Below are 18,342 nucleotides of genomic sequence, written 5' to 3' on the forward strand. Positions count from 1 at the left end.
CACCGCACGCGCACCATCCACCGACTGGCCCACAATGACCCGGTGAACGACCTCGCTCTCCTCCTCACCCCCGAAGGCCGTGCCCTCCTCGCCGAGGTCCGCGACACCGCCCCGGCGGACGAACTCGCCGTCGCCACCCGGCTGCGCCGCGACCACCCGGCCGAGCTGGTGTCGGCCGCGCTCGGCCAGGCCCGGCTGCGGCAGCGGGCGGCGGCGAAGTTCGGCGCGGCGGACGCCCAGCGGATGTACTTCACGCCCAACGGGGTCGAGCAGTCGACGCGCGCGAGCGTGGCGGCGTACCGGGCGGCCCGGCTGAAGGAGCTGGGCGTCGCCTCGGTGGCCGACCTGTGCTGCGGGATCGGCGGGGACGCGATCGCGCTCGCCCGGGCCGGGATCCGGGTGCTCGCCGTGGACCGGGACCCGGTGACGGCGGCCACGGCGCGGGCCAACGCCGAGGCGCTCGGGCTCGCCGGGCTGATCGAGGTGCGGGAGGCCGATGTCACGGAGGTGGACACCGCCGGGTACGACGCGGTGTTCGTGGACCCGGCCCGGCGCGGGGGCCGCGGGCGGATCTTCGACCCGGAGGCGTACTCGCCGCCGCTGTCCTGGGCCGTCGGCAAGGCCCTGGCGGCGCCCCGCGCCGCGCTGAAGATCGCGCCCGGCATCCCGCACGAGGCGGTGCCCGCCGAGGCCGAGGCGGAGTGGATCTCCGACGGCGGCGATGTGAAGGAGGCGGTGCTGTGGTTCGGGACCGGCGCGCCCGGCGCGGTCCGGGCCACGCTGCTGCCCGGCCCGCGCACGCTGCTCGGCCAGGGGCTGCCCGATCCCGCGGTACGGCCGGTGGGGCGTTATCTGTACGAGCCGGACGGCGCCGTGATCCGCGCGCACCTGGTCGCCGAGGTGGCCGAGCAGGTCGGCGGCGGACTGATCGACGCGACCATCGCGTACGTCACCGCCGACGAGCTGCGGCCCGTGCCGTACGCCTCGGCCTACGAGATCACGGACCTGCTGCCCTTCAACGTGAAGAAGCTGAAGGCGCTGCTGCGGGAGCGGGCGGTCGGCACGCTGACCGTGAAGAAGCGCGGGTCGGCCGTCGAGCCGGAGGAGCTGCGCAGAAAGGTCAAGCCGCAGGGCCCGAACGCGGCGACCGTCTTCCTGACCCGGGTGGCCGGTGCCCCGACCATGCTCGTCGGCCGCCCCGCCTGATCCGAAGGGAAATGCCCTAGTCCGGCGTCTTCGCGGCGCGGCGCAGCAGCAGGGTGCGTTCGCGTTCGTTGCGGGTGAGGCCGGCCGCGCGCGTGAACTCGGCCCGTGCCTCTGTCGTACGGCCCAGCCGGGACAGCAGGTCGCCGCGGACGCTGGGCAGCAGGTGGTAGTCGCGCAGGGCCGGTTCGCCGGCCAGGGCGTCCACCAGCGCCAGGCCCGCGGCGGGGCCCTCGGCCATCGCGACGGCGACCGCGCGGTTCAGCTCCACCACGGGGGACGGAGCGCGGGCCGCGAGCAGGTCGTACAGGGTGGCGATGGTGGGCCAGTCGGTCTCCTCGTACGTGTACGCGTGCGCGTGGCAGGCGGCGATGGCCGCCTGGAGGGCGTACGGGCCCGGGGCGCCGGGGGCCAGGGCCTCGGCGCGGGAGAGGGCCTGCACGCCGCGGGCGATGAGCAGACGGTTCCAGCGGCGCCGGTTCTGGTCCTGGAGCAGCACCGGTTCGCCGTCCGGTCCGGTGCGGGCGGCGGTGCGGGAGGCCTGGAACTCCAGCAGCGCGGTCAGCGCGTGCACCTCCGGCTCCTTGGGCATCAGCGCGGACAGCACACGGGCCAGCCGCAGGGCGTCCTCGCACAGCCCGGGGCGCAGCCAGTCGTCGCCCGCGGTGGCCGCGTACCCCTCGTTGAAGATCAGGTAGATGACGTCCAGGACGGAGCCGAGGCGGGCCGCGCGGTCCGGGCCGTACGGCACCTCGAAGGCGACGTTCCGCCGGGCCAGGGTGCGTTTGGCGCGGACGATGCGCTGGGCGACCGTCGGCTCCGGGACCAGGCAGGCGCGGGCGATCTCGGCGGTGGTCAGACCGCCGAGCAGCCGCAGCGTGAGCGCGGTGCGGGCCTCGGCGGACAGCACCGGGTGGCAGGTGGTGAAGACCAGCCGGAGCAGGTCGTCGTCGATGTCGTCCGGGTCGGCGGGCTCGTCGTATGCCGGCGGCGCCGTCCGCAGGTCCCGGCCGATCTCGGCGAGCTTGCGGGCGTAGGTCTCGCGGCGCCGGATCAGGTCGACGGCGCGGTGCCGGGCGGTGGCCATGAGCCAGCCGCCCGGGTTGTCGGGCACGCCGTCCCGGGGCCACTGCTCCAGGGCGGCGACCAGCGCGTCCTGCACCAGTTCCTCGGCGAGGCCGACGTCCCGGACGATCCGGGCGACGCCGGCGATCACGCGCGGGGACTCCAGACGGAAGACGGTCTCGATGGCCTGGGCGGTGTCGTGCCGGGCGGTGTCGTGCCGGGCGGTGTCGGGGTGCGCCGGGGTGGGCTGTGGTTCCACAGCCCACCATGCAACACCCCCGTACCGCACCGCGCCAGGCGCCTCAGCCCTCGGCGATCTCGCGTACCTCACAGGTCACGGTCCAGTACTCCTCATGGGCCTTGAGGAACCGCTTGGTCCACTCGATGGCCTCGTCCATGTCCTTGCACTGCATGAGGGCGTATCCGCCGATGACCTCCTTCGACTCGGTGAACGGCCCGTCCGTGACGGTGACCTGGCCGCCCTCCCAGCGCACCCGGCGGCCCTGGCTGTGCGGGGTGAGTCCGGCGGTGTCGAGCATGACGCCCGCCTTGGTGATCTCCTCGATGAGCGCGCCCATGCGCTCCATCAGCTCGGGGCTGGGGCCCTCGGCCGGGGCGGTGGACTCGTCGACGCGCACGATCGACAGATAGCGGGGCATGGTGCACTCCTTCGGTGGGGGGCGGGGCCTCTCCCCCGCCGCTCACCTGTGTGTCGAACGGGCCCCGCCCCGAATCGACACCCCCGCCGAAGTTTTTTCCGGCTGCGGCGATGGCGCCTGACGGTGCAGGTGACTCCGAAAGTTTCGACTGAGCAACCGATTGACTTCGGAGGAATGTCGGGACATCCACCCAACCCGTCAAAACATCAACTTTCGGCCACCGGCGCCGCCGTACTCGACCGCACCACCAGACTCGTCGCCAGCTCCACCCGGCTCGCCGCCGGCTCCTGCTGCTCGCGCCCCAGCTCCAGCACCAGCCGGGCGGCCGCCTCGGCCATCTCGGTCAGCGGCTGCCGTACGGTCGTCAGCGGCGGGCCGACCCAGCGGGCCACCGGCAGATCGTCGAAGCCGACCACGCTGAGGTCCTCCGGGATGCGCAGCCCCAGCTCACGGGCGGCCTCGTACAGCCCGAGCGCCTGGAGGTCGTTGCCCGCGAAGACGGCCGTCGGCCGGTCCGGGCGGCGCAGCAGCTCCAGGCCCAGCCGGTAGCCGGCGTCGTGGTGGAAGTCGCCGGTCAGCACGAGCGAGGGGTCGACGGGCAGGCCGGCGGTCTCCAGCGCCGCCCGGTAGCCGTCGACCCGGGCCCGGGCGCACATCATCCGGGACGGGCCGCTGAGCGCGCCGATCCGGGTGTGCCCGAGGTCGACCAGGTGCCGGGTGGCGGCGAGCCCGCCCTGCCAGTTGGTGGCCCCGACGGACGGCACGTCCGGGCCCGGGTCGCCGGCCGGGTCCATCACCACGAACGGGATGGACCGGCTGGTCAGCAGCGCCCGCTGGGACTCGTCGAGCCCGGACAGCACCAGCACCACCCCGTGCGGCCGGCGGGCGGCGACCTGGTCGGCCCAGGTGCGGCCCGGGGTGAGCCGGCCGGCCGACTCGGACAGCACCACGCTCAGCCCGGCGTCCCGGGCCACGTTCTCCACGCCCCGGATGACCTCCATCGCCCAGGCGCTCTCCAGCTCGTGGAAGACCAGGTCGATCAGCGGGGAGCGGGAGGCCTCGGCGCGTCGGCGCCGGTAGCCGTAGGCGCGCAGCAGTTCCTCGACCCGGGTGCGGGTCGCCGGGGCCACGTCGGCACGGCCGTTGAGCACCTTCGAAACAGTCGGAGCGGAGACCCCGGCCTCACGGGCGATTTCGGCGAGGGTCGCCGTCTGCGTTTCTGCGGGCTTCGAAGGCTTCATGCCCGCGATCGTATCGCCGCAGCACCCCTTGACGAAGGCCTTCGCGGGCCATAGGTTCCCGGAACATTCGCTATACACTTCGAAACATTCGTAGTCGCCGTACAGAGAACCGAACAGCCACAGCCAGAGTCCAGCTGAGTCAGACGGGAGTTCCATGACCACCGCCCCTTGGCGCGACCCCGACCTGCCCGCCGGTGCCCGCGTGGACGACCTGCTCTCCCGGATGACCCTGGAGGAGAAGGCCGCCCAGCTGTACGGCGTGTGGGTGGGCGCCGCCACGGACGGCGACGGAGTCGCCCCCCTGCAACGCGAGATGAGCGCCGCCTACGACTGGGACGAGCTGATCACCCTCGGCCTGGGCCAGCTGACCCGCTCCTTCGGCACGGCCCCGGTGGAGCCGGACATCGCCGCCCGGGCCCTGGCCCGCGCCCAGCGCCGGATCGCAGAAGCCGGCCGGTTCGGCATCCCGGCCGTGGCGCACGAGGAGTGCCTGGCCGGGTTCACCGCCTGGCAGGCGACGGCGTACCCGGTGCCGCTCGCCTGGGGCGCCTCCTTCGACCCGGAGCTGGTCGAGGAGATGGGCCGGCACATCGGCCGCGATCTGCGCTCGGCCGGGGTCCACCAGGGCCTGGCCCCGGTGCTGGACGTCGTCCGCGACCCGCGGTGGGGACGGGTCGAGGAGACGATCGGCGAGGACCCGTACCTGGTGGGCACGGTCGGCACGGCCTATGTGCGCGGCCTGGAGTCGGCCGGCGTGGTGGCCACGCTCAAGCACTTCGCCGGCTACGCGTCCTCGGCGGGCGCCCGCAACCTGGCGCCCGTCCGGGCGGGCGTACGGGAGTTCGCGGACCTCACCCTGCCGCCCTTCGAGATGGCCCTGCGCGAGGGCGGGGCCCGGTCGGTGATGGCGGCCTACACCGAGACCGACGGGGTGCCGGTCTCCGCCGACCCGCGGCTGCTGACCGATGTGCTGCGCGAGGAGTGGGGGTTCACCGGCACGGTGGTCGCCGACTACTTCGGCATCGCCTTCCTCCAGACCCTGCACCGGGTGGCGGCGGACGAGGAGGAGGCGGCCCACCGGGCGCTGGTGGCGGGCATCGACGTCGAGCTGCCCACCCTGAAGTGCTACGGCACCCCGCTGGTGGCCGCCGTCCGCGCGGGCCGGATCCCGGAGTCGCTGGTGGACCGCGCGGCCCGCCGGGTGCTGGTGCAGAAGTGCGAGCTGGGCCTGCTGGACGAGGACTGGCGGCCGGAGCCGGAGGGCCCGGTCGACCTGGACTCGGCGGCGAACCGCGCCCTCGCCCGCCGGCTGGCCGAGGAGTCGGTGATCCTCCTGGACAACCCGGGCGGCGCGCTCCCGCTGGCCCCCGACGCCCGGATCGCGGTCGTCGGGCCGCGTGCGGCGGACGCGTTCGCCATGCTGGGCTGCTACTCCTTCCCCTCCCATGTGCTGCCGCAGCACCCGGAGGTCCCGCTGGGCATCGAGATCCCGACCCTGCTGGACGCGCTGCGCGGCGAACTGCCGGACGCCAAGGTGACGTTCGCCGAGGGCTGCGGCGTCGCGGAGCCGGACACCGCCGGGTTCGCGGAGGCGGTGGCCCGGGCGGCGGAGGCGGACGTGTGCGTGGCGGTGCTCGGCGACCGGGCGGGCCTGTTCGGCCGGGGCACCTCGGGCGAGGGCTGCGACGTCGCCGATCTGAGCCTGCCGGGCGTGCAGGGGGAGTTGCTGGACGCGCTGGTCGAGACCGGCGTCCCGGTCGTCCTCGTGCTGCTGACCGGACGGCCGTACGCACTCGGCCGCTGGCACGGGCGGCTCGGCGCGGTGGTCCAGGCCTTCTTCCCCGGCGAGGAGGGCGGACCGGCGGTGGCCGGGGTGCTGTCCGGCCGGGTGAACCCCTCCGGCCGCCTCCCGGTGAGCGTGCCGCGCGTGCCCGGCGGCCAGCCATGGACCTACCTCCAGCCGCCGCTCGGCCTGCCGAACGACGTCAGCAGCCTGGACCCGACCCCGCTGTACCCCTTCGGGCACGGCCTGTCGTACACCACCTTCGCCTGGGAGGACGTCCACGCGACGGAAACAAGTGTGTCCACGGACGGCACCTGCGCCGTCTCACTCACCGTCCGCAACACCGGGGAGCGGGCGGGGGCGGAGGTCGTCCAGCTGTATCTGCACGACCCGGTGGCGAGCGTGACCCGGCCCGACGTACGGCTGATCGGATACCGGCGGGTGGACCTCGCCCCCGGCGAGTCCCGCCGGCTCACCTTCCGCTTCCACGCCGACCTGTCCGCCTTCACGGACGGCACGGGGACGCGGGTGGTGGAGCCGGGCGCGCTGGAGCTGCGGCTGGGCGCCTCCAGCGCGGAGATCCGGCACACGGCCCGGCTCGAACTGACCGGGCCGGTGCGGGTGGTGGGCGCGGAGCGCCGGCTGCGCTGCGAGACGCTCCTCGACAGCGCCTGAAACGACGAGACCCGCCTCCGGAGATTCGGAGGCGGGTCTCGGATGGAGCGCCGGGCAGGCCTTGCACCTGCATCTCCCCGCAGGAAGCGGGACGTCTTTCCTTGGACCACCAACGCACTGCGTCCGGGCCGGTGTTCCGGCCGTTCGCGGTGAGATGATCATAGCGGAAGTGCGGCCCGGTCCGTCAACTCACCTGCTCGAACCGCCAGCGGTGCACCGCCCGGGTCACCAGCTCCGGGTCCGGCTCGGGCAGTTCGGGCAGCTCCGCGTCGTACGGCGCGTCCCACCAGGTGATGACCAGCACCCGGTCCTGCGGCGCCCGGAAGGTCTCCCGGCGCACCGGCTCGGCGGCGAGGGGCTGCGCGCGCACCCAGTCCAGCAGCTGCCCGCCGCGCCCCTCGGCCGCCCGGGCCTCCCACATCAGCGCGACCGTCACGAGTACAGGTTCTCCTTGCTGACCTCGTGCACATGGTCGTGGTCGTGGCCGGGCACGTGCGGCTCGGTCACCGGCAGGGAGGAGTCGGCCGACAGGTCCCAGGCGGAGGCGGCCCGGTTCCGGGCGACCATCTCGGCGCCCAGCGCGGCCACCATCGCGCCGTTGTCCGTGCACAGCTTCGGGCGCGGGACGCGCAGCCGGATGCCGGCGGCCTCGCAGCGCTCCTGGGCGAGGGCGCGCAGCCGGGAGTTGGCGGCCACCCCGCCGCCGATCATCAGGTGGTCGACGCCCTCGTCCTTGCAGGCACGGACGGCCTTGCGGGTCAGCACGTCGACCACGGCCTCCTGGAAGGAGGCGGCCACGTCCCGGACCGGGACCTCCTCGCCGGCCGCGCGCTTGGCCTCGATCCAGCGGGCCACGGCCGTCTTCAGACCGGAGAAGGAGAAGTCGTAGGCGGGGTCGCGCGGGCCGGTCAGGCCGCGCGGGAAGGCGATGGCCTCCGGGTCGCCCTCGCGCGCGTACCGGTCGATGACCGGGCCGCCGGGGAAGCCCAGGTTCAGCACTCGGGCGATCTTGTCGAAGGCCTCGCCGGCCGCGTCGTCGATGGTCGAGCCCATGGGCCGTACGTCGGCGGTGATGTCCTCGGACAGCAGCAGCGAGGAATGGCCGCCGGAGACCAGCAGGGCCATGGTCGGCTCGGGCAGCGGGCCGTGCTCCAGCTGGTCGACGCAGATGTGGGAGGCGAGGTGGTTGACGCCGTAGAGGGGCTTGCCGAGGGCGTAGGCGTACGCCTTGGCCGCCGAGACGCCGACCAGCAGGGCACCCGCGAGCCCGGGACCGGCGGTGACGGCGATGCCGTCCAGGTCCCGGGCGCTCACCCCGGCCTCCTTCAGCGCGCGGTCGATGGTCGGGACCATCGCCTCCAGGTGCGCCCGGGACGCCACCTCCGGTACGACACCGCCGAAGCGGGCGTGCTCGTCCACGCTGGAGGCGACGGCGTCCGCCAGCAGGGTGGTGCCGCGGACGATGCCGACGCCGGTCTCGTCGCAGGAGGTCTCGATGCCGAGGACGAGCGGTTCGTCAGCCATTGATCTCGGTTCCTTGTACAGATGAGGCGGGGTCGGTCAGGCGCATGACCAGGGCATCCACGTTCCCCGGCTGGTAGTAGCCGCGTCTGAACCCGATGGGGGCGAAGCCGAAGCGCTCGTAGAGCTTCTGGGCACGGACGTTGTCGACCCGGCACTCGAGCATGACCTCGGTGCACTCGAAGGCGGTCGCGGCCCGCAGCAGCTCGGTCAGCAGCCGGGAGCCGAGGCCGGTGCCCTGGAGGTCGCGGGCGACGGCGATGGTCTGGATGTCGCCGACCGCGGCGGCGCCGCTGTCGGACCCAGTTCCGGAGGCGGCGAGCCCGGCGTATCCGACGATCCGGCCGTCCTGCGCCGCCACGACGTACCGGCGGCTCGCCTCGGGGCCCCGCGCGTGCGCCAGCTCGGACCAGAACATGCCCCGGGACCAGGCGTCCTCGGGGAACAGGTCCTTCTCCAGCTCCAGGACCGGGTCGATGTCCCACCAGCGCATCTCGCGCAGTCGTACCGTCACTTCGGGGTGACCACCTTGTAGTTCTTGGGAACCTGGGCGTCCGGGCGGCGCAGATACAGCGGGCGGGGCGCCGGCAGCTCCTCGCCGGCCGCCAGCCGGGCCGCGGCGAGCGAGGCGAGCGCGGCGGCGGACACGTGCTCGGGCTCGTGGACGCCGGGGAAGGTGTCCGGGTAGAGCAGCGCGCCCGCACCGACCGCCGGGAGCCCGGCGACCTGCTCGGCGATGTCCGCCGGGCGGTCCACCGCCGGATCGGTCAGCCGGGTGTGCGAGTCGGCGTACTTCGCCCAGTAGACCTCCTTGCGCCGGGCGTCGGTCGCCACGACGAAGGGGCCGGTCTCGATGTCGGCGGCGTGGGCGAGGCCGTCCAGGGTGCAGACCCCGTACACGGGGACGCCGAGCGCGAGCCCGAAGGTGTCGGCGGTCATCAGCCCGACGCGCAGGCCGGTGTAGGGGCCGGGTCCGATGCCGACGACGATCCCGGTGACCGCCTCCAGCTTCAGCCCGGCCTCGGCGAGCACACGGTCGACGGCCGGCAGCAGCAGCTCTCCGTGCCGGCGCGCGTCCACCTGGCTCGACGAGGCGATGACGTCCGTGCCGTCGTGCAGCGCGACGGTGACGGCGGGTGTTGCGGTATCCAGAGCGAGCAAGAGCACGCGAACAGCCTACGGCGCCCGCGGCTCGCGCACGCCCGTCCGGGGCGCACGGTCACCGGCTGCTACGGTCTGTACGGAGTACGTCACGAAGTACGACATATGACAACTCTTGTCCGGCAATCCTGTCCGGCATTTCTTGTCCGGCATTCGGTGCGAGCAGAGGTGGGCGCAGGTGGCAGGGACCAGCTCGGGGATCGTGGCCGCTCTCACCGCGGCGGCCGTCGGCGCCGTCGGCTTCCTCGCCTACCAGGCCCAGGCGACCGTGCCGGCGGGCCTGGGCGGCAGGCCCGCGCCGGGCGCCTCCGCGTCGGCGGCCGCCAGCAAGGCGCCCCGGGACCGGCACAACCCGACCGCCCTGCCGAGCGGCTCCGGCACGGGTGAGCGGGTCGTGTACTCGGTGGACGACGACCGGGTCTGGCTGGTCGCCGAGAGCGGCCGGGTGGAGCGCTCGTTCCCGGTGTTCCCGGGCACCCTCGACCCGCTGCCGGGCACCTACTGGGTGTCGTCCCGCTCGAACGCGATCACCGGCACGGACGGGCTGCCCGTCGAACACGTGGTGCGGTTCACCAGCGTGGACGGGGTGGCGATCGGCTTCAGCGCAGCGGTCGGCAGCGGCGACTCCGGCTCCGGCGCGGGGCCCGAGCCGGGCGTGAAGACGGGCGGCATCCGGGAGAACCGGGAGGACGGCGAGGCGATGTGGAAGTTCGCCACGATCGGGGTGAAGGTGGTCGTGATCCGCTAGGCGGCGTCACGGTCGGCGGGGTCGTGGTCCGCGGGACCGTGGTCCGCAGGGGGGTGCGGGGGCGTCCCGCCTTCGGGGGGTTCCGGGGCCCTCGAAATCGCGTCCGCCGCCGCGCACGAGGCCAGCAGGTCGCTCATCGACACGTCGGTCATGGACGCCTCCTGAGGTGCGGGGGCGGGCGCGGTTAGGCATGCCTAACCAAGGGCTGGATACCATGTCATCACGCCCGGAGGCCCCGCGCAACAGGTTGCCGACGGCCTGTCGGAAAAGGTCGGACGCCGAACGGGTCAGACGGTCAGGACGGCCAGGTCCGAGCCGGTCCACCGCTCGCCCAGCCCGGTCAGGGTCACGTGCCGTACCTCGTCGGTGGTGTCGCCGACGGCACGGTGGATGACGACCTGGAGGCGGTCCTCGGTCAGCTCCTCGACCTTGCCCTCGCCCCACTCCACGACGATCACCGAGTCGGGCAGCGAGACATCGAGGTCCAGGTCCTCCATCTCGTCCAGGCCGCCGCCGAGCCGGTAGGCGTCCACGTGGACCAGCGGCGGACCGTCGCCGAGCGAGGGGTGCACCCGGGCGATCACGAAGGTCGGCGAGGTGACCGCGCCGCGCACCCCCAGGCCCTCGCCGAGTCCCCGGGTCAGCGTGGTCTTGCCCGCCCCCAGCTCACCGCTGAGCATCACCAGGTCGCCCGCGCGCAGCAGCGCGGCCAGCCGGCGGCCCAGCTCGCGCATCTGCTCGGGCGAGGTGATCGTCAGGCGGGTCTCAGCGGGGAGGTGCGGTGCTGCTGGTGCTTCCATAGCCCATAACCGTAGCCCCTGCGGGTACCGCACCCGCGCGGGTGAGCAGGTCGGCGAGGCGGTCGGTGACCACTTCCGGGTGTTCCAGCATCACCAGGTGCCCGGCGTCCGGCACCAGCACCAGCTCGGCGTCCGGGAGCAGGCCGGCGATGGCCTCGCTGTGCTCGCTCGGCGTCACCAGGTCCTGCATCCCGGCCAGCACCAGCACCGGCAGCTCCCGGAAGCAGGCCAGCGCCTCGGTCTTGTCGTGCTCGGTGAAGGCCGGGTAGAACTCGGCGACCACGTCGATCGGGGTGGACTCGATCATCCGCTCGGCGAACCGCTCGACCGCCGGATCGACGTCCCGCCCGGCGAACGAGTACCGCTTGATGATCCCGGCGAACAGGTCGGCGGTGGCCCGGCGCCCCTTCTCCACCAGCTCCGCCTGCTGCCCGAGCGCCTTGAGCACCCCGGGGAGTATCCGGCGGATCGCGTTGACCCCGGCCATCGGCAGCCCGAAGTTGACCTCGCCCATCCGGCCGGAGGAGGTGCCGACGAACGCGGTGGCGACGACCCGGTCCCGGATCAGCTCGGGAAAGTGCGCGGCGAGCGCCATCACCGTCATCCCGCCCATCGAGTGGCCGACCAGCACGATCGGCCCCTCCGGTACGGCGGCGTCCAGGACGGCCTTCAGATCGCGGCCGAGCTGGTCGATGGTGACGGGCACCCGGTCCCGGGTCTGGGCCACGCCCCGCCCGGACCGCCCGTGGCTGCGCTGGTCCCAGTGCACGGTCCGGACGACCCCGCGCAGCGCCGCCCGCTGGAAGTGCCAGGCGTCCTGGTTGAGGCAGTAGCCGTGGCAGAAGACGACGGTGACCGGGGCGGGCGCCTTGCGGCCGAACAGCCGGCGCCGGCGCGGCGAGACCTGCGCGCCGGAGTCGGGCTCGACCTCGTCGACCTCGTAGTACAGCTCGGTGCCGTCGTCGGCGACGGCCTTGCCCGGGGTGCCGCGCAGGGTGCCGTACGGCCCCGCCGAGTCCAGCGCCAGCCGTGCCTTGCGGCGCACCCCGCGGCCCACCGTCATCCGCTCCAGGGCGACACCGGCCGCCGCCCCCGCGGCCAGCACGCCGATCGCGGCTCCGGCGAGGCCGGTCGCCCTGCGCCAGCTCCCGGCCGCCCCCGCGGCGGAGGCGGCGGCCGCCGAGACCACGACGTCCGCCACGGCCTCCGCACTGCTCTCGCTCACGTACCGCTCCTCTTCGCCGTACCGCAGTTCGCCCGGACGGGTTACACGTGCTCGTTCGTATAGACGCGCGGAACCCGGGTTCCGATGCGCGTCACGATCTCGTACGCGATGGTGCCGCACGCCTGCGCCCAGTCCTCGGCGGTGGGCTCACCGCGGTCACCGGGCCCGAACAGCACGGCCTGGCTGCCCACCGCGGGCTCGTCGCCGCCCAGGTCCACCACGAACTGGTCCATCGCGACGCGCCCGGCGACCGTCCGCCACTTGCCGTCGACCAGCACCGGGCCGGTGCCGGAGGCGTGCCGCGGGATGCCGTCCGCGTACCCGACCGGGACCAGTCCGAGGGTGGTCTCACCGGGGGTGACGTAGTGGTGGCCGTACGACACCCCGTGGCCGCCCGGGACATGCTTGACCAGCGCCAGCGAGGCGCTGAGCGTCATCACCGGGCGCAGCCCGAAGTCGGCGGGCGTGCCCAGCTCCGGGCTCGGCGCGATGCCGTACATCGCGACGCCCGTGCGGACCAGGTCGAAGTGGGTCTCGGGGAGGGTGAGCGCGGCCGCGGAGTTGGCGATGTGCCGCACCTCGGGGCGCACGCCCTGCTGCTCGGCGTACGACACCATCTCCCGGAAGCCGGCGAGCTGGGCGGCGATGGACGGATGGCCCGGCTCGTCGGCGCAGGCGAAGTGCGACCACAGGCCGGTGACCCGGACCAGCCCGGCGGCCTCGGCGCGCAGCGCCTCGGCGACCAGTTCGGCCCAGTCGGCGCCGGGCTGGCAGCCGTTCCGCCCGAGCCCGGTGTCCGCCTTGAGCTGCACCCGGGCGACCCGGCCGGCCTGCCGGGCGGCCGCCACGACCTCCTCGAGGGCCCACATCCCGCTCAGCGACACGTCGATGTCCGCCTCGATCGCCTGCCGCCAGGGGCCGCCGGGCACCCACAGCCAGCACAGGATCCGGCCCGGCAGCCCGGCCGCGCGCAGCGCCAGGGCCTCCTCGGGCGTGGCCGTGCCGAGCCAGGTCGCACCGGCGTCCAGGGCCGCGCGGGCACAGGGCACCGCCCCGTGGCCGTAACCGTCGGACTTGACGACGGCCATCAGGGCGGCGCCGCTCACCCGGGCGCGCAGGGTCCGCACATTGGCGCGCAGGGCGCCGAGATCGATCTCGGCGCGGGCGCGCAGGGGGGCGGTCGGCACAGCTGCTGTCTCACTCATCGCGCCCCCAGTCTCTCAGAGGCCCGAGCGGGCCCTCGGGTGCCGTCTCAGGTACCCGGACGCCGCCCCCACACGTACACGTGGTCGCCCTTCTTCGTGACGTCCCACAGCTTGCGCGCGTCGGCGAGCTTGAGGTTGACGCAGCCCATGGAACCGACGGTGGTGTAGATGCTGCCGTAGACGGCGTGGAAGGCCTCGCCGCCGTCGAAGAACTGGGCGTACGGCATGGGCTGGTTGTAGAGGGTCGAGACATGGTTCTTGTGCCGCCAGTAGATGGTGTGCCAGCCCTTGCGGGTGACATATCCCTTGCGGCCGCTGCGGATCGGCACCGGGCCGAACACCACCTTCGACCCCTTTTGCACCCAGGTGAGCTGACGGTCCAGATCGACGCAGGCGACCCGGTACGACCGCACCGGGCACTTCTTGGCGGCGTTCGGGTTCTTCTTGGCCGAGAGCAGCATCATGGTCGACCAGGTCACCGGCCCGGCGAAGCCGATCGCGGGCTTGATCTTGTACGTGATCTGGAAGGCGCGGATCGCCTTGCAGTCGGAGGCGGACTGCTTGCCGTCCACCTTCAGCTTCAGCCAGCGCTCGACCTGGCGCTGGTAGGGGCCGGTCTGTTTGCTGCACGTCACCTTGGCGACGGCGTCGTTCAGGGGCACGTACTCGATGAGGTCGTACGTCCCCGGCGCCGCGTCCCTGGGCTCTACGGCGTCCTCCTGCCGGCTCGGCGTGTACACCTTCGGCGGCAACGCCTGGTCGGGCGTGTCGATCTGCCAGGGCTGACCGGGACGGGGGGCGACACCCGGGACGAGGTCGGTGGTGGGGGTCGGGGAAACGGGGTGCGCCGCCGCGGGCTCGGCGGCTGCGGTGAGGGCCCCGGCGGGAAGGGTCACCGCTGCCGCGAGCAGCACGGCGAGGCCTCGCTGTGCGATTTGTCTGCTGATCACCTCTTCAGCCAAGCGTGGGGCTCCGCCGGTTCAGCGGTGGCGCGCGGGAAGGTCACCCGGGTGGAGCGGAGCCCGAGCTGCGGGCAGTCGTGCCGCTGGGGCGATGGGGGTCCCCCCTGCTCGAGCGAAGCCGAGAGCTTGGGGGAGGGTGGGCGCAGCGGCACCTCTCAGCGAGCAGCGCCCTGTCCCACCCCGCCCGACCACAGCACCGCGCACACCCTCACACGCCCCGCACATCACGCCATGCCTCCGGGATGCGGTCGGAGACGTCGTGCGCCCCCACCGGTGCCCCCGCCGCCGCGAACCGCCCCGCCAGGCCGTGCAGATACGCGCCCACGCTCCCCGCGTCCCGCGCCGACAGACCCGCCGCCAGCAGGGAGCCCGCCAGCCCGGACAGCACATCCCCGCTCCCGGCCGTGGCCAGCCACCCCGTGCCCGTGGGGTTCACCCGCACCACCCCACCGCCCCCCGCCTCGGCGACCAACGTCGTCGACCCCTTCAGCAGCACCGCCGCCCGGTACCGCGCCGCCAACTCCCGTACCGCCGCCAGCCGGCCGCCCTCGACCTCCTCCCGCCGTACCCCCAGCAGCGCGGCCGCCTCCCCGGCGTGCGGCGTCATCAGGGTCGGCGCCGTACGCCCCCGCACCGCCTCCGGCTCCGCCAGCCGCAGCCCGTCCGCGTCGAGCAGGACCGGCACATCCGTCGCCAGCACCTCGGCCACGGTCGCCGCGTCCTCACCGGCCCCCGGTCCGACCACCCACGCCTGCACCCGCCCGGCCTTCGCGGGTCCGGCGTCGGACACCAGCGTCTCGGGGAACCGGGCGATGACCGCGTCCCCGGCCGGCCCCACATAGCGCACCGCCCCGGCCCCGCCCCGCAGCGCCCCGGAGACGGCGAGGACCGCGGCGCCGGGATACCGCGCGGACCCGGCGGCGATGCCCACCACCCCGCGCCGGTACTTGTCGCTCTCCGCCGCCGGCACCGGCAGCAGCCGCGCCACGTCGGCGTGCTGCAAGGCCTCCAACTCGCCCTCGGCGGGCAGTTCGAGCCCGATGTCGACGAGCCGGACGACACCGGCGTACTCCCGGGCGGGATCCACCAGCAGCCCCGGCTTGTACGTCCCGAAGGTGACGGTCACATCGGCCGCGAGCGCGGCACCCCGCACCTCGCCGGTGTCCGCCTCCACCCCGCTGGGCAGGTCCACCGCCACCACCGCCGCCCGGGACCGCGCCACCACCCCGGCCAGCCGCTCGGCATCCGGCCGCAGCCCGCCTCTGCCGCCGATCCCGACGATCCCGTCCACCACCAGATCGGCCCGCAGCAGGAGATCCTCGGCGCGGTCCGGGGAGGTCACCGTCGCGCCGGCCCGCCGCAGCGCGGCCAGGCCGCCGGCGTGCGTCCGGTCCGGCGCGAGGAGCACGGCGGTGACCCCGGCGCCGCGCCGGGCCAGCCGGGCCCCCGCGTACAGCGCGTCCCCGCCGTTGTCGCCGCTGCCCACGAGCAGCACCACCCGGCTGCCGTACACCCGCCCGAGCAGCTCGGCGCAGGCGGCGGCCAGCCCGGCGGCGGCCCGCTGCATCAGCGCGCCCTCCGGCAGCCGTGCCATGAGGGCCCGTTCGGCCGCCCTTACCGTCTCCACGCTGTACGCAGTACGCATGGAACCGAGTCTGCCCGGTATCCCCCGCCCGCCACACCCGGGCCGAGCCGCTCAGCCCTCCGCGACCACCACCGCGGAGGCGACGCCCGCGTCATGGCTCAACGACACGTGCCAGGACCGCACTCCCAGCTCCGCCGCCCGGGCGGCCACCGTGCCGCGCACCCGCAGCCGGGGCTGCCCGCTGCCCTCCACGTACACCTCGGCATCGGTCCAGTGCAGTCCCGGCGGCGCCCCCAGCGCCTTGGCCAGCGCCTCCTTCGCCGCGAACCGCGCCGCGAGCGAGGCGATACCGCGCCGCTCCCCGCCGGGCAGCAGCAACTCCCGCTCCACGAACAGCCGGTCGGCCAGCCCCGGCGTCCGCTCCAGGGACGCCCGGAAGCGGTCGATCTCGGCGACGTCGATGCCCACCCCGATGATGCTCATGCCGAGAACCCTAAGAGACGACCGGCGAACGCACTCTCGGCGCGGCGCCGTAGAGTGACCGGATGTCCGAGCCGTCCCGTCCGCCCGCCGACCCCGGCACCGCCCCGGAGCAGTTGTACGAGCTGGCCCTGGCCGCGCCCGACCGGTACCGGACCGCCGAGCTGTCCCGCGCCCTCGCCGAGCACTACTCGCAGGAGTCCGCCGACTGGGCCGTACGGCTGGCCGCGGATCTGGCCGCGGTGCGGGACCCGGAGTCCTGGCGGCGGCTGGTACGGCAGATCGCCTGGCAGCTGTCCCGGCGGACCAGCCTCGTCACGCTCCGGCCGCTGTTCGAGACCCACTCCCCCGTCGCCCTCGACGACCCGGCGACCGAGGTCCGCGCCTGTCTGCTGTACGAACTGGCCCTGCGCTCCGGCTTCCACCACCCCCGCCACCACGCTGCCTACCTCGCCTACGGCGCCGGGCTGCGCGACCTCGGCCACCCGCTGGCCTGGCTGCCGCTCACCTCGTACCGCTTCGAGCAGGTGATGCGGCTGTACAGCCGTACCGAACACGGTGCCGTCGGCTCGGACGGCCCGGAGCGCCTGCGCGCCGGCTACCCCGAAATACCGCCCACCGCCGGCGGGGCCCGCGCCGGACGGGCCGCACGCCGGATCGCGGACCCGGCCCGCACCACGGCCGCGGCCGGCGGCTTCGGCCAACTCGCCCAGCAGGAGGCGGTGTTCTACGCCCTCCCGGAGCCCCTCGACCCGGCCGACTTCAACGGCGCCCTGCTCGCCGAGCTGGACGCGGAGTGCCTGGAGGCCACCACCGGCGACACCGTCACCACGGTCCACACCACCGCGGACGACCTCGCCGGCGACCTCTTCCTCGCCGACTTCGGCGGCGGCTGCTACGGCGAACCGCAGTACGGCGCCTATGCCCGGCTGCACGCCTGGCAGAGCCTGTACGCGGTGCTGGACCTCGGTCCGGAAACCCCGCACGCGGAGGCGATCCGCCGCGCCGCCGACTTCCGCTTTCTGCGCTTCGCTCTCCCCCAGCACTCCGACAACCGCTGGTTCACCTGGGACTTCACGGACACCGCGTTCGCCTGCCTGGACCCGGACCGCACCCGGGTCACCGTCCTCGCGGCGAGCGAGAACGACTGACGGACCGTCCGGCGCCGGTGCCTGCATACCCTTTAGCCTGCACGCATGACGCCGCAGACGTATCTCTCCGAGTTGTTCTCCCTCGAGGGCCGGGTCGCCCCCGTCACCGGCGGCAGCTCCGGCATAGGCCGGGCCGTCGCCGAGGCGCTGGCGCTGGCCGGCGCCCAGGTGGTGGTCGTCGCCCGCGGCAAGGAGCAACTGGCCGCCACCGTAGAGGAGTTGCGGGCGGCCGGCGGCCATGCCGCCTGGGTGAGCGGGGACCTGACCGACCGTGCCGGGGTGCGGGCGGCGGCCGAGGAGGCGGCCGGGGTGTTCGGCGAACCCGACATCCTCGTCAACTCCGCCGGGATCAACCTGCGCCCGCCGATGAACGAGCTGGACGAGGACGTCTGGGACACCACCATGGCGGTGAACCTGACGGCGCCCTTCCTGCTGGGACAGCGGTTCGGCCCCGGCATGGCCGAGCGGGGCTTCGGCCGGATCATCCACATCACCTCCCAGCAGGCGCACCGCGCCTTCGTGCAGAGCGGTGCGTACGGCGTGTCGAAGGGCGCGCTGGAGTCGCTGGCCCGCTCCCAGGCCGAGGCCTGGTCCCCGCACGGCGTCACCGTCAACACCCTGGTGCCCGGGTTCGTGATGACGCCGCTCAACCGGCGGCTGTCGTCCGACCCGGAGCGGGTCGCGGCGCTGGCCGCGCGCACCATGACCGGCCGCAACGGCCTCGCCGAGGACTTCGCGGGCGCCGCCGTCTTCCTCGCGAGCCGCGCCTCCGCCTACCTCACGGGCCAGTCGATCTGCGTGGACGGCGGCTTCTCGGTCCACTGACCGCGTCCACCGACCGTGTCCACCGACCGCGTCCCCTGACCGCGCTCCCCGCC

The 18,342-nt window shown here is 74.1% G+C and carries 19 protein-coding genes; 5 read left to right on the plus strand and 14 right to left on the minus strand.

The window, feature by feature from the left end; translation table 11 throughout:
* Positions 1–42 precede the first annotated feature (42 nt).
* Positions 43–1,206, plus strand: coding sequence for a THUMP-like domain-containing protein (locus tag ACWCV9_RS21270; protein ID WP_450788643.1), 1,164 nt, complete (start codon positions 43–45; stop codon positions 1,204–1,206).
* A gap of 16 nt (positions 1,207–1,222) precedes the next feature.
* On the opposite strand, the gene ACWCV9_RS21275 is transcribed toward ACWCV9_RS21270, so the two are convergent.
* From ACWCV9_RS21275 to ACWCV9_RS21285, 3 genes are all read right to left on the minus strand, one after another.
* Positions 1,223–2,527, minus strand: coding sequence for an RNA polymerase sigma factor (locus ACWCV9_RS21275; RefSeq protein ID WP_450788645.1), 1,305 nt, complete (start codon positions 2,525–2,527; stop codon positions 1,223–1,225).
* A gap of 43 nt (positions 2,528–2,570) precedes the next feature.
* Positions 2,571–2,927, minus strand: a complete 357-nt coding sequence (locus ACWCV9_RS21280; RefSeq protein ID WP_450788647.1) for a YciI family protein — start codon at positions 2,925–2,927, stop codon at positions 2,571–2,573.
* A gap of 206 nt (positions 2,928–3,133) precedes the next feature.
* Positions 3,134–4,168: a LacI family DNA-binding transcriptional regulator gene (locus ACWCV9_RS21285; protein WP_385843380.1), complete on the minus strand. Its 1,035-nt coding sequence runs from the start codon at positions 4,166–4,168 to the stop codon at positions 3,134–3,136.
* Positions 4,169–4,322: 154 nt separating this feature from the next.
* Here ACWCV9_RS21285 and ACWCV9_RS21290 point away from each other — a divergent pair, with 154 nt between their 5' ends.
* The gene (locus ACWCV9_RS21290) at positions 4,323–6,626 is read left to right on the plus strand and encodes a beta-xylosidase/alpha-l-arabinosidase (RefSeq protein ID WP_450788649.1); all 2,304 of its coding nucleotides are present in this window, start codon (positions 4,323–4,325) and stop codon (positions 6,624–6,626) included.
* Between the two features lie 184 nt (positions 6,627–6,810).
* Here ACWCV9_RS21290 and ACWCV9_RS21295 read toward each other — a convergent pair whose 3' ends face one another.
* The 4 genes from ACWCV9_RS21295 to tsaB are packed head-to-tail and all read right to left on the minus strand — an operon-like array spanning position 6,811 to position 9,314.
* The gene (locus ACWCV9_RS21295; RefSeq protein ID WP_450788650.1) at positions 6,811–7,062 is read right to left on the minus strand and encodes a hypothetical protein; all 252 of its coding nucleotides are present in this window, start codon (positions 7,060–7,062) and stop codon (positions 6,811–6,813) included.
* Positions 7,059–8,150 carry a tRNA (adenosine(37)-N6)-threonylcarbamoyltransferase complex transferase subunit TsaD gene (gene tsaD / locus ACWCV9_RS21300; RefSeq protein ID WP_385843376.1) on the minus strand — a complete coding sequence of 364 codons (1,092 nt, stop codon included), beginning with the start codon at positions 8,148–8,150 and terminating at the stop codon, positions 7,059–7,061. Before tsaD ends, ACWCV9_RS21295 begins: the two co-directional genes overlap by 4 nt.
* Positions 8,143–8,640 carry a ribosomal protein S18-alanine N-acetyltransferase gene (gene rimI, locus ACWCV9_RS21305; RefSeq protein WP_450788765.1) on the minus strand — a complete coding sequence of 166 codons (498 nt, stop codon included), beginning with the start codon at positions 8,638–8,640 and terminating at the stop codon, positions 8,143–8,145. The genes tsaD and rimI overlap by 8 nt, the downstream gene beginning before the upstream one ends.
* A gap of 17 nt (positions 8,641–8,657) precedes the next feature.
* Positions 8,658–9,314 carry a tRNA (adenosine(37)-N6)-threonylcarbamoyltransferase complex dimerization subunit type 1 TsaB gene (gene tsaB, locus ACWCV9_RS21310; protein WP_450788652.1) on the minus strand — a complete coding sequence of 219 codons (657 nt, stop codon included), beginning with the start codon at positions 9,312–9,314 and terminating at the stop codon, positions 8,658–8,660.
* A gap of 172 nt (positions 9,315–9,486) precedes the next feature.
* Here tsaB and ACWCV9_RS21315 point away from each other — a divergent pair, with 172 nt between their 5' ends.
* Positions 9,487–10,056, plus strand: a complete 570-nt coding sequence (locus tag ACWCV9_RS21315; RefSeq protein WP_450788654.1) for a hypothetical protein — start codon at positions 9,487–9,489, stop codon at positions 10,054–10,056.
* Here ACWCV9_RS21315 and ACWCV9_RS21320 read toward each other — a convergent pair.
* From ACWCV9_RS21320 to ACWCV9_RS21350, 7 genes are all read right to left on the minus strand, one after another.
* A complete protein-coding gene (locus ACWCV9_RS21320) occupies positions 10,053–10,208 on the minus strand; it encodes a hypothetical protein (protein ID WP_450788656.1) in 156 nt (51 codons plus the stop codon). The genes ACWCV9_RS21315 and ACWCV9_RS21320 overlap by 4 nt on opposite strands.
* Positions 10,209–10,343: 135 nt before the next feature.
* Positions 10,344–10,856, minus strand: coding sequence for a tRNA (adenosine(37)-N6)-threonylcarbamoyltransferase complex ATPase subunit type 1 TsaE (tsaE, locus tag ACWCV9_RS21325; RefSeq protein ID WP_450788658.1), 513 nt, complete (start codon positions 10,854–10,856; stop codon positions 10,344–10,346).
* On the minus strand, positions 10,822–12,081 hold the full coding sequence (locus tag ACWCV9_RS21330; RefSeq protein WP_450788659.1) for an alpha/beta fold hydrolase: 1,260 nt from the start codon (positions 12,079–12,081) through the stop codon (positions 10,822–10,824). The genes tsaE and ACWCV9_RS21330 overlap by 35 nt, the downstream gene beginning before the upstream one ends.
* A gap of 41 nt (positions 12,082–12,122) precedes the next feature.
* Positions 12,123–13,286: an alanine racemase gene (gene alr, locus ACWCV9_RS21335; protein ID WP_450788661.1), complete on the minus strand. Its 1,164-nt coding sequence runs from the start codon at positions 13,284–13,286 to the stop codon at positions 12,123–12,125.
* Between the two features lie 47 nt (positions 13,287–13,333).
* The gene (locus ACWCV9_RS21340; RefSeq protein WP_450788663.1) at positions 13,334–14,236 is read right to left on the minus strand and encodes a L,D-transpeptidase; all 903 of its coding nucleotides are present in this window, start codon (positions 14,234–14,236) and stop codon (positions 13,334–13,336) included.
* A 220-nt stretch (positions 14,237–14,456) separates the two neighbouring features.
* Entirely contained in the window at positions 14,457–15,893 is a 1,437-nt protein-coding gene (locus tag ACWCV9_RS21345; RefSeq protein ID WP_450788665.1) for an NAD(P)H-hydrate dehydratase, read from the minus strand.
* 51 nt (positions 15,894–15,944) lie between these two features.
* Complete coding sequence (locus ACWCV9_RS21350; protein ID WP_450788667.1) at positions 15,945–16,316, minus strand: holo-ACP synthase; 372 nt, start codon at positions 16,314–16,316, stop codon at positions 15,945–15,947.
* Positions 16,317–16,378: 62 nt separating this feature from the next.
* Between ACWCV9_RS21350 and ACWCV9_RS21355 the strand changes: the two genes are divergently transcribed.
* Both ACWCV9_RS21355 and ACWCV9_RS21360 read left to right on the plus strand, forming a co-directional pair.
* Positions 16,379–17,464 (plus strand): DUF6183 family protein, encoded by a 1,086-nt coding sequence (locus ACWCV9_RS21355; RefSeq protein WP_450788668.1) that lies wholly within the window; start codon positions 16,379–16,381, stop codon positions 17,462–17,464.
* A gap of 45 nt (positions 17,465–17,509) precedes the next feature.
* Positions 17,510–18,289 (plus strand): SDR family NAD(P)-dependent oxidoreductase, encoded by a 780-nt coding sequence (locus ACWCV9_RS21360; protein WP_450788670.1) that lies wholly within the window; start codon positions 17,510–17,512, stop codon positions 18,287–18,289.
* Positions 18,290–18,342: the final 53 nt, after the last annotated feature.

Source organism: Streptomyces sp. NPDC001606 (assembly GCF_053596835.1).

Coding starts and splice junctions, on each gene's coding strand:
- ACWCV9_RS21280 (WP_450788647.1), bottom strand. CDS start 2,927: ATGCCCCGCTATCTGTCGATCGTGCGCGTCGACGAGTCCACCGCCCCG.
- ACWCV9_RS21285 (WP_385843380.1), bottom strand. CDS start 4,168: ATGAAGCCTTCGAAGCCCGCAGAAACGCAGACGGCGACCCTCGCCGAA.
- ACWCV9_RS21290 (WP_450788649.1), top strand. CDS start 4,323: ATGACCACCGCCCCTTGGCGCGACCCCGACCTGCCCGCCGGTGCCCGC.
- tsaD (WP_385843376.1), bottom strand. CDS start 8,150: ATGGCTGACGAACCGCTCGTCCTCGGCATCGAGACCTCCTGCGACGAG.
- rimI (WP_450788765.1), bottom strand. CDS start 8,640: ATGCGCTGGTGGGACATCGACCCGGTCCTGGAGCTGGAGAAGGACCTG.
- ACWCV9_RS21320 (WP_450788656.1), bottom strand. CDS start 10,208: ATGACCGACGTGTCGATGAGCGACCTGCTGGCCTCGTGCGCGGCGGCG.
- tsaE (WP_450788658.1), bottom strand. CDS start 10,856: ATGGAAGCACCAGCAGCACCGCACCTCCCCGCTGAGACCCGCCTGACG.
- alr (WP_450788661.1), bottom strand. CDS start 13,286: ATGAGTGAGACAGCAGCTGTGCCGACCGCCCCCCTGCGCGCCCGCGCC.
- ACWCV9_RS21345 (WP_450788665.1), bottom strand. CDS start 15,893: ATGCGTACTGCGTACAGCGTGGAGACGGTAAGGGCGGCCGAACGGGCC.
- ACWCV9_RS21350 (WP_450788667.1), bottom strand. CDS start 16,316: ATGAGCATCATCGGGGTGGGCATCGACGTCGCCGAGATCGACCGCTTC.
- ACWCV9_RS21355 (WP_450788668.1), top strand. CDS start 16,379: ATGTCCGAGCCGTCCCGTCCGCCCGCCGACCCCGGCACCGCCCCGGAG.
- ACWCV9_RS21360 (WP_450788670.1), top strand. CDS start 17,510: ATGACGCCGCAGACGTATCTCTCCGAGTTGTTCTCCCTCGAGGGCCGG.